The organism is Pseudoalteromonas sp. A22 (genome assembly GCF_018141345.1).
GTDB classification, from domain to species: domain Bacteria; phylum Pseudomonadota; class Gammaproteobacteria; order Enterobacterales; family Alteromonadaceae; genus Pseudoalteromonas; species Pseudoalteromonas maricaloris.
This window is the reverse complement of sequence record NZ_CP047238.1, coordinates 1615205-1628376: the sequence shown is the minus strand read 5'-3', so window position 1 is coordinate 1628376 and position 13172 is coordinate 1615205. Positions and strand designations below refer to the sequence as shown.

At 44.7% G+C, this 13172-nt stretch carries 5 protein-coding genes, 7 tRNA genes and 3 rRNA genes; 3 read left to right on the top strand and 12 right to left on the bottom strand.

Annotated elements, in window-relative coordinates:
- Positions 1-42: 42 nt before the first annotated feature.
- Entirely contained in the window at positions 43-1356 is a 1314-nt protein-coding gene (locus GSF04_RS12115) for a Na+/H+ antiporter NhaC family protein (RefSeq protein ID WP_211859640.1), read from the top strand.
- A gap of 73 nt (positions 1357-1429) precedes the next feature.
- Positions 1430-2209, top strand: a complete 780-nt coding sequence (locus GSF04_RS12110; RefSeq protein ID WP_211859639.1) for a nucleoside-binding protein — start codon at positions 1430-1432, stop codon at positions 2207-2209.
- 302 nt (positions 2210-2511) lie between these two features.
- Here GSF04_RS12110 and GSF04_RS12105 read toward each other — a convergent pair whose 3' ends face one another.
- Positions 2512-3531, bottom strand: coding sequence for a tetratricopeptide repeat protein (locus GSF04_RS12105; RefSeq protein ID WP_249122479.1), 1020 nt, complete (start codon positions 3529-3531; stop codon positions 2512-2514).
- A 193-nt stretch (positions 3532-3724) separates the two neighbouring features.
- Here GSF04_RS12105 and GSF04_RS12100 point away from each other — a divergent pair, with 193 nt between their 5' ends.
- Complete coding sequence (locus GSF04_RS12100) at positions 3725-5263, top strand: adenylyltransferase/cytidyltransferase family protein (RefSeq protein WP_211859637.1); 1539 nt, start codon at positions 3725-3727, stop codon at positions 5261-5263.
- A gap of 410 nt (positions 5264-5673) precedes the next feature.
- Here GSF04_RS12100 and rrf read toward each other — a convergent pair.
- From rrf to pgsA, 11 genes are all read right to left on the bottom strand, one after another.
- Positions 5674-5787: ribosomal RNA gene (gene rrf / locus GSF04_RS12095) — 5S ribosomal RNA — on the bottom strand.
- 118 nt (positions 5788-5905) lie between these two features.
- Positions 5906-8789 (bottom strand): 23S ribosomal RNA (locus tag GSF04_RS12090).
- Between the two features lie 396 nt (positions 8790-9185).
- A 16S ribosomal RNA gene (locus GSF04_RS12085) occupies positions 9186-10718 on the bottom strand.
- The 16S, 23S and 5S rRNA genes sit together here, the layout of an rRNA operon.
- 969 nt (positions 10719-11687) lie before the next feature.
- A tRNA-Cys gene (locus GSF04_RS12080) sits at positions 11688-11761 on the bottom strand.
- A gap of 11 nt (positions 11762-11772) precedes the next feature.
- Positions 11773-11848 (bottom strand) — tRNA-Gly (locus GSF04_RS12075).
- Between the two features lie 43 nt (positions 11849-11891).
- Positions 11892-11978: transfer RNA gene (locus GSF04_RS12070), tRNA-Leu, on the bottom strand.
- Between the two features lie 21 nt (positions 11979-11999).
- A tRNA-Gly gene (locus tag GSF04_RS12065) sits at positions 12000-12075 on the bottom strand.
- Between the two features lie 57 nt (positions 12076-12132).
- Positions 12133-12219: transfer RNA gene (locus tag GSF04_RS12060), tRNA-Leu, on the bottom strand.
- Positions 12220-12255: 36 nt separating this feature from the next.
- A tRNA-Cys gene (locus GSF04_RS12055) sits at positions 12256-12329 on the bottom strand.
- Positions 12330-12336: 7 nt separating this feature from the next.
- Positions 12337-12412 (bottom strand) — tRNA-Gly (locus GSF04_RS12050).
- A gap of 209 nt (positions 12413-12621) precedes the next feature.
- Positions 12622-13167, bottom strand: a complete 546-nt coding sequence (gene pgsA / locus GSF04_RS12045; RefSeq protein ID WP_010375584.1) for a CDP-diacylglycerol--glycerol-3-phosphate 3-phosphatidyltransferase — start codon at positions 13165-13167, stop codon at positions 12622-12624.
- Positions 13168-13172: the final 5 nt, after the last annotated feature.

Here is a 13172-nt window from a genome sequence, read left to right as displayed (position 1 = left end):
TTACAGCTGGTTATTGGCTGTGCTTTATTGTTGGGGAGTGCTATGCAACCAAATTACAATCAAACAAAGGCAAAACTATCATTATTGCCGCTGTTGACCTTTGTAGGGATTTTTCTTGGCGCAGGATTGTATTTGCAATCGCAAGGCGTTGATTATGCGTTTTATCAATTAAAAGCTCCTGTCGCGATTCTACCAGCCATCGTTCTCGCTTTTTTACTTAATAAAGATACCATCAACCGCAGTGTCGAAACTTTTATTCAAGGCGCAGGACACAGCAATATCATCACCATGTGCCTCATCTATTTATTAGCAGGTGCTTTTTCTGCGGTTGCAAGTGCCACTGGCGGTGTTGACGCTGTGGTTAACGCCGGTTTATCACTTATTCCTCCGGCATTTTTATTACCCGGCTTGTTCCTTATTTCTGCTGTCGTCTCTACTGCAATGGGAACCTCCATGGGCACAATTGGTGCAATTGGACCTATTGCTGTTGCCGTCGCGATGAAAACCGGAATTGATCCGGCACTGATGGCTGGTACCATCGTTTCGGGGGCAATGTTTGGCGATAACTTATCTATTATTTCCGATACCACAATTGCAGCAACGCGAACGCAAGGCTGTGAAATGAAAGATAAATTTAGAGAGAATCTAAAAATAGCCCTACCGGCTGCACTGCTGACTGTTTTACTCTTGGTGTTTTTAACTCCAGAGCCGCAGGTTGTAGAAACCAAGCCGTTTGATTGGTTATTAGTTTTACCATACGCATTTATTTTGGTCTTGGCGGTGATTGGTATCAATGTTTTTGTTGTGCTCTTTAGTGGTATCGTTTTTGCTGGCTGTATGGGTTTTGCCGGTGACTATCAAGGCGCTGCGTTCTTAAACGATATCTATAAAGGCTTTAGTGATATGCAGGAGATTTTCTTGCTGTCGATGTTCATTGGTGGTTTATCTGAGTTTATTCGTATCAATGGCGGCCTAGATTTTTTAGCCAAACAGATCCAAAAAATTACCAGCATTATCGCAAAATGGCACCGTCAAGTTGCAGATCAACTCGGCATTGCTGCACTCGTGCTAACAAGTAACTTGTGTATCGCAAATAACACGGTAAGTATCATAGTTGCAGGCCCTGTCGCTAAAAAACTGGCTGACGATGGAAAGATCTCAGCTAAACGTTCAGCAAGCTTATTAGATATTTTCGCTTGTGTTATGCAAGGCTCTTTACCCTATGGTGCACAAGCACTGTTACTCGGGGCCACGTTTAAAATCAGCCCTTGGGACGTATCTAGCTCTTCTTATTACTGTTTCATTTTGGCTTTCACCGCCATTACCGTTATCTGCATAAGAAGAAATAAAGCATAATTTATTCGGTTTACGCGCCCAACTTTGGGCGCTTTTGTTATACTTTCATTTTTAACGCTATCCGAATTAATAAATGAAAATCAACACGCTCATCATTTCCTCCTCACTCGCTTTTAGCACATTTGGTTATGCTGCTGATTGGAGTACAACACAACTACATATAAACCACGGTGATTTCAAAAACCCGTTTAGCAGAAGCGAAGCAACGGCAACGGTTTACTCATTACAACATGCGTCTGGATATCGCTACGGCGATAATTTCTTCTTTATCGATTACAGCAAAGATGACCTTAGTGATGGATACCAAGACGGTGACTTTTATGGAGAGTGGTATTCGAGCTTCTCGATGTCAAAGATTGTAGGCTTTAAGTCTTCTTTCGACGCCATAGCTGACGTTAGCTTAACCATGGGTTTCAATGCAGCCGGAGACGCTAAGGTGATGAAATACTTACCTGGTGTCAAAGTAAATTGGAATTTTGATGGGTTCAATTTTTTCTCTTCTACATTCACACTTTATCAAGACGATAGCCAAGGTATTAGTCATGGCGGTGCGCCTAAAGAAAGTGATAGCTGGATGATAGATCTCGCTTGGGGTTACCCCTTTACAATTGGCGAGCAGAAGTTCTATCTCACAGGTCACGTAGAATATATTGGCGAGCGAGAAAACGAGTTGGGTAATGACGTAAAAGGCTGGTTGCTCGCGCAGCCAATTCTACAATGGGATCTAGGCAACGCGGTAGGTATGCCTGACAATCAGTTAATGTTAGGGGTTGAATGGCAATATTGGCGTAACAAACTTGGCACAGATACCAATGAATCTGTTCCCCAGCTACATCTAGCGTGGACTTTCTAACTCTAAACTTGCTTTTGACCTTTGATGTTATACCAATTTAACTTAATACTTGTTCAATTTGAGGAATTAAATCTGACGCTAGCTGTGTTAAAAATTTATCATTTAGAACAACTAAATAGCAAAATTTTTGCCGGGCTATCGACAAGATTTTTTTGCCTCAAAATAGACCACTTAATTAAGTAAATTGGTATTGCTCTGTGATGGTTGAGTCAAAGGTACTCATTATTTATCAGCCCCACCTGACTACATCTACTATTCAAAGTATAAAGAGTAGTGCTGTGGTAATAGTTTTTTGTGATGGATTAGTGTTCACACCAAGATAGCGCAACTTCCGGTAGCGAAGTATCCGTCGATACACTGGCGGCCACTTTTTGCTGCTCAGACAGTAACGTATTATATGACGCTATCAATTCTGGGAGTTGCAATGTATAAACATACTTCTCCATATTGCTGCCGTAATCACTTTGGAGCAATATGGGTAAAGTCGAAATAAGAAACTCTACTTGATCTGCATTTGGCTGTATGCCATTTCTACTTTTTTGAAAAATTAGCTCCTGCCAAGTAAACACAATAGATAATTCTTTATCCTCTACCGCACTTAGCTGAGTTTTCACTGTATTCATATAGCGCCTAAAGTTTTTCCACTGATTGGCAAGCAAATAAACATTTAATAAATTTAACCCCGTATAGCTCGCTTCGTAAGCTTGTTCTGCTGTTTGATGATAGAGGAAAGCTTGCCTATATAGTCTTGCAGCATGCTGATACTTACTCATATCAAAATAAACATTAGCTAAGTTATTGTTAAGTGCCGCTTCCAGTTGTTCATCCTTCACCTCAGACAATGCCGGCGCTAAAATATTGATTGCTTCTTCTAACTGCCCTGTTGTTCGATATAAAACAGCAAGATTATTAACGATAAGTGGCCTTTGCTCGTGAGTTGAGTACTTAAGAGCACATTCATAGTTTTTTTGCGCAAGCGCAGGCTTACCGATCCGGCGATAATAAATCGCGAGGTAATTTGCAATTTGCCCCTTTTCGGACTGCAAATACGCAAGCCACTCAGTATTGTCGGAAAATAGCGCTACTATTTCACGAATTCTGACCGTATCGTTTGTTTTAATTGCAGCTTCTAAACCGGCGCGATGTAACTCATAGATACCTTTAGAGGGCTGTTCTGGAAGTTTGGGTAACGCTGCTTCATATACTCGAGTTGCTTGTGTTGGGTTAGAGATGTTTAAATCTTGAATAACCTGTAATGTCTTAAACAATTCATCAGGGGCGAGTACTGTCAGAGAAGAAACAATAATTAAAACTGGTAGCACTTTCGCTCTCCGATTTCCTGATTTAAAGTAATCATAGTGGAGCTTCCGCCGGTTGGCAAAATGCCCGAGCGTGCAGAAGTATAAAACCGCTAGCGACTTCACATTAAACACATCAAATCCATTAAAGTGGGTCATCAAAATATGGACTCTGTGACTACAAAAACTAAAAGCAGCACAACAAGGTATTTACTCGATGCAGAAAGACACAGCAATTAAACAGTCACAACTTAATAGAAAGATGACACAGGCCATCGAGTATTTTACTTCGGGCCAAGATCAAGCAGCAGAGCAAGCATTTCAGCGGCTATATCAACAGCAGCCCACCCAGCAGGTCATTTTATATCTCGCGCAATTGGCGCAGCGTAGACAAGCCGGGAGTGAATGGATTGAACAACTTGAGGCACTGCTACATAAACACCCAGATGTACCAGATAGCTATTATATTCTCGCTCGCAGTTATCAACAAAACAGACAACTACCACTCGCCGCTCAAACCTTCTATCAAGCGCTAGGATGGCGCTTGCAGCATGACGCACTGACAAACATTGCTGAAGTTCAATCATCCGAAGTACCAATACATGAAAGCGCGAGCTCAACTAAACTAACTCCTGAACACGCTTTACACCTATTACTACAAACATTGTCATCCTTAAAAAAGGCGGGATTTTATGCTTTTCCTACGGCTGGTACTTTGCTCGGGTTAGAGCGTGAAGGTCAACTCTTAGAAAATGATAAAGATGTTGATATTGGTATCGACTGGTCTCACATGAAAAGCGCAATCGAACATTTACAGCATTTTGGCTGGCAGGAAGAAGCGCAATCCTATGGACTTATAAACCCTCGATGTTTTCGCCACCAATCAGGCTTAGTGCTTGACCTTTGCGGTTATGCCACAGAGCAAAGCACTGGAGACACCATATCAGGTTTATGGATGCAAGACGTACCTTTTACTTGGAATAGAGTGACGCGTTTCTCTGCTATTCAAGTTGTGAGCATCAGCTCACCTGCTGGAGAAATTTGTTATCCCCAGTATCCAGAACAAATCTTACAAGCATTGTATGGGCTGGATTGGAAAATACCTGACGCAAATTTTGATACCATCGTCTGCGCCCCGAATATTATGCAAGATTCCTACTTATATTACTGTTATGCCTACTCTCATCTCTACACTGAGTGGAAAAAAGGCAACTTCAAAAAAATGCATGCCATGCTTAAGGTGCTATTACAATTCAAACCTCATGACGGTCTTTTAAAAAATCTTATGCAGTTCGTACAAAAGCGGATGAAATCACAACAGCCGAGCCGTGTTTTAGCGCTTGGTTATTTTGATCTGCTTCACCCTGGTCACTTAACGTATTTGTCGTTAGCGAAATCACACGGAGATTACTTAGTTGTTGGGGTCGCACCGGATGCATTTGCGTTAAAAAGTAAGGGACGAGCGTCAATAATGGATCAAGACGAGCGCTTAAGTATTATTAAGGCATTAGCATGCGTAGATAAAGCGGTTTTAGTCGGTGCACCAATGGCTGATACTGAGCGAGCAGCGCACTGGATCGCACAACAAAGAGTAAACCTTGTGATCTGCGGTGATGAATGGCAACACACGCCCCGCTGGCAGGCATTGGAAGCCGCTTTAGCACCACAAAATATTCAGGTTGTTTATATCCCTTATACCCAAGGAATTTCTAGCACTAAAATTAAAGAAAGAATACAAAACTTCAATGAGAGTTAACGCTGTGTATCTGCTGGGAGCGAGTGTTGAAACGGGTTTTAATGTACATGTTTTTTTGCCGGAACTTCATTGCAAGCCATCGGCGGATAAACCACCTCCTACCATATTACACTGTGCTGATACTGTGGTAGGAGCGAGTTCACCTCGCGATGTGTTGATTGGCTTGCGAGGTTTTATATCTCAAATCTCTATACACCAGACAGCAAAAAAACCGCCGCATTACTGTAACGGGTTTTTATGTACATGGTTTTTTTGCCGGAACTTCATTGCAACCTATCGGCGGGTAAACCACCTCCTGCCATTTTGCCCTGTGCTAATACTGTGGTGGGAGTGAGTTCACCTCGCGAGGTTTTCAAATCACACATAGCAAAAAACCCGCTGCATTGCTGCAACGGGTTTCTCTTATTTGGCCCTGGCGATGTTCTACTTTCACATGGGTAATCCACACTATCATCGACGCTGTTTTGTTTCACTTCTGAGTTCGGCATGGGGTCAGGTGGGTCCAAAACGCTATAGTCACCAGGAAATTCTGTTCATCAATGAAGTCTCCCTCATCAATGTAAATCCGGAAAAAGCTTATTAAATTCTTTTGTCTACTTTAGTCTATTAACTTCTGTCGCTTATAAACCACTTTGGCGTTGTATGGTTAAGCCTCACGGGTAATTAGTACGAGTTAGCTTAATGCCTCACAGCACTTCCACATCTCGCCTATCAACGTTGTAGTCTTCAACGGCCCTTCAGTTGACTCTAAGTCAAAGTGAGAACTCATCTCGAGGCCTGCTTCCCGCTTAGATGCTTTCAGCGGTTATCAGTTCCGAACGTAGCTACCGGGCAATGCAATTGGCATCACAACCCGAACACCAGCGGTTCGTCCACTCCGGTCCTCTCGTACTAGGAGCAGCCCCTCTCAATTCTCAAACGCCCACGGCAGATAGGGACCGAACTGTCTCACGACGTTCTAAACCCAGCTCGCGTACCACTTTAAATGGCGAACAGCCATACCCTTGGGACCGACTTCAGCCCCAGGATGTGATGAGCCGACATCGAGGTGCCAAACACCGCCGTCGATATGAACTCTTGGGCGGTATCAGCCTGTTATCCCCGGAGTACCTTTTATCCGTTGAGCGATGGCCCTTCCATTCAGAACCACCGGATCACTATGACCTACTTTCGTACCTGCTCGACGTGTCTGTCTCGCAGTTAAGCTTGCTTCTACCATTACACTAACCGTACGATGTCCGACCGTACTTAGCAAACCTTCGTGCTCCTCCGTTACTCTTTGGGAGGAGACCGCCCCAGTCAAACTACCCACCAGGCACTGTCCTCAACCCCGATTCAGGGGCCTAAGTTAGAACATCAACACTACAAGGGTGGTATTTCAAGGTCGGCTCCACAGAAACTAGCGTCTCTGCTTCAAAGCCTCCCACCTATCCTACACATGTAGGGTCAATGTTCAGTGCCAAGCTGTAGTAAAGGTTCACGGGGTCTTTCCGTCTAGCCGCGGGTACACAGCATCTTCACTGCGATTTCAATTTCACTGAGTCTCGGGTGGAGACAGCGTGGCCATGGTTACACCATTCGTGCAGGTCGGAACTTACCCGACAAGGAATTTCGCTACCTTAGGACCGTTATAGTTACGGCCGCCGTTTACCGGGGCTTCGATCAAGAGCTTCGCCTAAGCTAACCCCATCAATTAACCTTCCGGCACCGGGCAGGTGTCACACCGTATACGTCATCTTACGATTTTGCACAGTGCTGTGTTTTTAATAAACAGTCCCAGCCACCTGGTCACTGCGGCTCTCGTTTGCTTACAGAGCAAGTCTTTCACAAACAAGAGCGTACCTTCTCCCGAAGTTACGGTACAATTTTGCCTAGTTCCTTCACCCGAGTTCTCTCAAGCGCCTTAGTATTCTCTACCTGACCACCTGTGTCGGTTTAGGGTACGATTCAGTATGAACTGAAGCTTAGAGGCTTTTCCTGGAAGTAGGGCATCAACAACTTCACCACCTTGGTGGCTCGTCTCGACTCTCAGCCTTGGCAACCCGGATTTTCCTAAGTCACCAGCCTACAGCCTTTCACATGGACAACCAACGCCATGCTTGCCTAGCCTGCTCCGTCCCCCCATCGCATTCATACCGAGTACGGGAATATTAACCCGTTTCCCATCGACTACGCTCTTCAGCCTCGCCTTAGGGGTCGACTCACCCTACCCTGATTAACATGGGATAGGAACCCTTGGTCTTCCGGCGGAGGAGTTTTTCACTCCTCTTGTCGTTACTCATGTCAGCATTCGCACTTCTGATATGTCCAGCATGCCTCCCGGCACACCTTCAGCCACTTACAGAACGCTCCCCTACCCCGCAGACAAAGTCTGCAGCCGTAGCTTCGGTGGTATGTTTAGCCCCGTTACATCTTCCGCGCAGGCCGACTCGACTAGTGAGCTATTACGCTTTCTTTAAAGGGTGGCTGCTTCTAAGCCAACCTCCTAGCTGTTTTAGCCTTCCCACATCGTTTCCCACTTAACATACACTTTGGGACCTTAGCTGACGGTCTGGGTTGTTTCCCTCTCCACGACGGACGTTAGCACCCGCCGTGTGTCTCCCGGATATTACTTTACGGTATTCGGAGTTTGCAAAGGGTTGGTAAGTCGGGATGACCCCCTAGCCTTAACAGTGCTCTACCCCCGTAAGTATTCGTCCGAGGCTCTACCTAAATAGATTTCGGGGAGAACCAGCTATCTCCCGGTTTGATTAGCCTTTCACTCCTAGCCACAGGTCATCCCCTAACTTTTCAACGTTAGTGGGTTCGGTCCTCCAGTTGATGTTACTCAACCTTCAACCTGCCCATGGCTAGATCACCGGGTTTCGGGTCTATACCCTGCAACTTAAGCGCCCAGTTAAGACTCGCTTTCGCTACGGCTCCCCTAAATGGTTAACCTCGCTACAGAATATAAGTCGCTGACCCATTATACAAAAGGTACGCAGTCACCCAACAAGTAGGCTCCTACTGCTTGTACGTACACGGTTTCAGGTTCTATTTCACTCCCCTCACAGGGGTTCTTTTCGCCTTTCCCTCACGGTACTGGTTCACTATCGGTCAGTTGGGAGTATTTAGCCTTGGAGGATGGTCCCCCCATATTCAGTCAAAGTTTCACGTGCTCCGACCTACTCGATTTCACTTTAGATAAGTTTTTGTGTACGGGACTATCACCCTGTTTCGTCATGCTTTCCAACATGTTCCACTAACTACACTAAAGCTTAAGGGCTGGTCCGATTTCGCTCGCCGCTACTTTCGGAATCTCGGTTGATTTCTTTTCCTACGGGTACTTAGATGTTTCAGTTCTCCGCGTTCGCCTCGTTAACCTATGTATTCAGTTAACGATACCTGCAAGCAGGTGGGTTTCCCCATTCGGAAATCCTAGTCTCAAGCGCCTCTTACTGGCTTGACTAGGCTTATCGCAAGTTAGTACGTCCTTCATCGCCTCCAACTGCCAAGGCATCCACCGTGTACGCTTAGTCACTTAACCATACAACCCAAAGTAGTTTTTCTTCGCTTTTGTCTTTTATGCTGCGTTCCTCGATATTTTTGCTTGGTCACATAACACGTTATGCTCCCGTCGACAAAAATCTCAAGCGCCTTGCCTAAAAACCAAAATCATTGAAAATGTCTAATTTGACATTGTATATCAAAGACTGATTTAACTTCGCCAGAAGTTAATATTGAATACTAAAGTAGACGCTAATTAATCATAAAAATGATTAATCGGCATTTTCTTTCGAAAACTCGATAAATAACTTTATGTTATCTATCAGAATTTAATTTTTCAGCTTTTCCAAATTTTTAAAGAGCAATATCACTTAGCCATCCGGCCAAGCAACAATCATCTGTGTGGACACTTCGAACAAATAAGTTCTAAATCGTATAAGGAGGTGATCCAGCCCCAGGTTCCCCTAGGGCTACCTTGTTACGACTTCACCCCAGTCATGAATCACTCCGTGGTGAACGTCCCCCCGAAGGTTAGACTATCCACTTCTGGAGCAACCCACTCCCATGGTGTGACGGGCGGTGTGTACAAGGCCCGGGAACGTATTCACCGCAACATTCTGATTTGCGATTACTAGCGATTCCGACTTCATGGAGTCGAGTTGCAGACTCCAATCCGGACTACGACAGGCTTTAAGGGATTCGCTCACTATCGCTAGCTCGCTGCTCTCTGTACCTGCCATTGTAGCACGTGTGTAGCCCTACACGTAAGGGCCATGATGACTTGACGTCGTCCCCACCTTCCTCCGGTTTATCACCGGCAGTCTCCTTAGAGTTCCCGACCGAATCGCTGGCAACTAAGGATAGGGGTTGCGCTCGTTGCGGGACTTAACCCAACATCTCACAACACGAGCTGACGACAGCCATGCAGCACCTGTATCAGAGCTCCCGAAGGCACCAAACCATCTCTGGTAAGTTCTCTGTATGTCAAGTGTAGGTAAGGTTCTTCGCGTTGCATCGAATTAAACCACATGCTCCACCGCTTGTGCGGGCCCCCGTCAATTCATTTGAGTTTTAACCTTGCGGCCGTACTCCCCAGGCGGTCTACTTAATGCGTTAGCTTTGGAAAAGTTGTCCGAAGACCCCAGCTCCTAGTAGACATCGTTTACGGCGTGGACTACCAGGGTATCTAATCCTGTTTGCTCCCCACGCTTTCGTACATGAGCGTCAGTGTTGACCCAGGTGGCTGCCTTCGCCATCGGTATTCCTTCAGATCTCTACGCATTTCACCGCTACACCTGAAATTCTACCACCCTCTATCACACTCTAGTTTGCCAGTTCGAAATGCAGTTCCCAGGTTAAGCCCGGGGCTTTCACATCTCGCTTAACAAACCGCCTGCGTACGCTTTACGCCCAGTAATTCCGATTAACGCTCGCACCCTCCGTATTACCGCGGCTGCTGGCACGGAGTTAGCCGGTGCTTCTTCTGTCAGTAACGTCACAGCTAGCAGGTATTAACTACTAACCTTTCCTCCTGACTGAAAGTGCTTTACAACCCGAAGGCCTTCTTCACACACGCGGCATGGCTGCATCAGGCTTGCGCCCATTGTGCAATATTCCCCACTGCTGCCTCCCGTAGGAGTCTGGACCGTGTCTCAGTTCCAGTGTGGCTGATCATCCTCTCAAACCAGCTAGGGATCGTCGCCTTGGTGAGCCTTTACCTCACCAACTAGCTAATCCCACTTGGGCCAATCTAAAGGCGAGAGCCGAAGCCCCCTTTGGTCCGTAGACATTATGCGGTATTAGCCATCGTTTCCAATGGTTGTCCCCCACCTCAAGGCATGTTCCCAAGTATTACTCACCCGTCCGCCGCTCGTCATCTTCTAGCAAGCTAGAAATGTTACCGCTCGACTTGCATGTGTTAGGCCTGCCGCCAGCGTTCAATCTGAGCCATGATCAAACTCTTCAATTAAAAGTTTTTTTGAAACCTAAGTTTCATGCTCAATGAATTCTGATTGTTTGTTTCTACTTTTCAAAAAAGAAAAATCAAAACGAATTGACTATATAGTCACTCAGTTACAATTGAGACTCTAAATTTGTTTGCGTCATCTAGCGAACTAGAATCTGCTGTTAGAACTCAATCTGTACGAGTGCCCACACAGATGATTGCTTCATATTTTTAAAGAACGTTTCGAAACATTTCGTTGTTTCGAGGGATGTGCATTCTAAGCATTCCCGATTTTTTGTCAACACTTAATTTTGAATTTCTTTATAAGAAGTTTCGAACTTAAGTTTTACTCGACTACCAACTCGTTGGCTTATTGCTTTTCAGCGTTGCTCCCCGTGTCGGTGGATGCGCATTATAGGGAGATCCGATTTTAGTGCAACCCCTTTTTTCATTAAAACTTATAAAAAAGATTTGTTCGAACAAAAAACAAACGAAACATGTCAAAACAGTATGTTTTTTGCTCAGGAAAACCGAATTGAGGTCACGCGAGCCTACATAAACTTTAAGCATCACAGTGGAACAACTAAAACAAATGGCGTTATATAGCATCTGTTAGCATATCAACTTGTCTACTTACATATAGAAATCGAAACAAAGCCAGGTCAATTCTGCTTTATGTAGAGAAGGTGTACGTAAATTATGTGGAAGTGAAAATGCAAAGCTACTAAGAAGCAGTAAGTCTATCCAATAAGCAGGACTAGATACCTAAATGATACCTTTTATCGAAAATATGAAGATAGGTGCGTTTATAAAGGTATTGAATACTAACTTTCGATCCTTCTTATTATTGGCTAGTAGCTATAGTAATGATTCTGGGATCTAAAGAAACAATGTCTAAGTAAAAAAGATGTGGATAAATCAGTAACAGTGGCGTTTTTGTATAATAAAAAAGGTAAATAAGAAAGATATTAAGAATAAGGAGAATATGCGATATGGAGGCGGAACCCGGAGTCGAACCGAGGTAGACGGATTTGCAATCCGCTGCATGGCCACTCTGCCATTCCGCCATGAAGAATATTGGAGCGAGTAACGAGGTTCGAACTCGTGACCTCGACCTTGGCAAGGTCGCGCTCTACCAGCTGAGCTATACTCGCATTCCATTTTTCACACTGGTAAATTTGATATGTGAAAAATAAATGGTGCCCGGGGCCGGACTTGAACCGGCACGCTGTTACCAGCGAGGGATTTTAAATCCCTTGTGTCTACCAATTCCACCACCCGGGCATCGGGTGTGAAAGCAAAAATTGGAGCGAGTAACGAGGTTCGAACTCGTGACCTCGACCTTGGCAAGGTCGCGCTCTACCAGCTGAGCTATACTCGCGTTCCGTTTTGTATATAAAAACCATGTAGATTTGTTACATACAAATCCCGATATAAATGGTGCCCGGGGCCGGACTTGAACCGGCACGCTGTTACCAGCGAGGGATTTTAAATCCCTTGTGTCTACCAATTCCACCACCCGGGCATCGGGCTTGCTTTCGCATGTGGATATGTTGAGAAATGGAGGCGGAACCCGGAGTCGAACCGAGGTAGACGGATTTGCAATCCGCTGCATGGCCACTCTGCCATTCCGCCGCAAATTTGGAGCGAGTAACGAGGTTCGAACTCGTGACCTCGACCTTGGCAAGGTCGCGCTCTACCAGCTGAGCTATACTCGCGTTCCATTATTTAAATCTACTTATTTACTAAGCTTCTTTAAACTTTAACTTGCTAGGTGATGCTATCTAAATTTCATTTAGATGACATACTGCCCTCTCAACACGGACGCATTCTACAGAAGTTCTGGAACGCGTCAACATAAAAAATGAATGTTTTGAATCGTTTGCTCAAAATTTATCTAAACCGCTGGGTTTATAATCATTTTAAGTCAAGAATTAGTCAATTCTCCTTTTGCAGCATAGAGATACTGGATCATAGAAACTAATGTGAGCAATGTCGCGATAGCTAAAAGTGCGTAACTTAGCATTGTCATCCAATCTGATAATTGCCAAATCAAACCTATAATAGCTAACATCTGTGCAGCTGTTTTGAATTTGCCCAGCCAAGATACTGCAACACTACCTCTTTTACCTTGTTCAGCCATCCATTCACGCAGCGCAGAAATAACTATTTCTCTACTAATAATGACAACAGCAGAAATAGTAATGAAATAATTATCATAATGTGTGGCAAGTATCACTAAAGCAACACTGACCATCACCTTGTCGGCAACAGGATCTAAAAAAGCACCAAATGGTGTTGACTGTTCCAACTTACGCGCAAGATAGCCATCGAGGATATCGGTAACGGAAGCTAACCAGAAAATAAAAGCGGCGGCAAAAAACGCCCATGAATAAGGAAGATAAAAAACGACTGCAAACACGGGAATGAGTAGCAATCTAAATGTTGTGAGCGTATTTGGAATATTCCACATAACTA

Coding starts and splice junctions, on each gene's coding strand:
- GSF04_RS12110 (WP_211859639.1), top strand. CDS start 1,430: ATGAAAATCAACACGCTCATCATTTCCTCCTCACTCGCTTTTAGCACA.
- GSF04_RS12100 (WP_211859637.1), top strand. CDS start 3,725: ATGCAGAAAGACACAGCAATTAAACAGTCACAACTTAATAGAAAGATG.
- pgsA (WP_010375584.1), bottom strand. CDS start 13,167: ATGTGGAATATTCCAAATACGCTCACAACATTTAGATTGCTACTCATT.
- GSF04_RS12115 (WP_211859640.1), top strand. CDS start 43: ATGCAACCAAATTACAATCAAACAAAGGCAAAACTATCATTATTGCCG.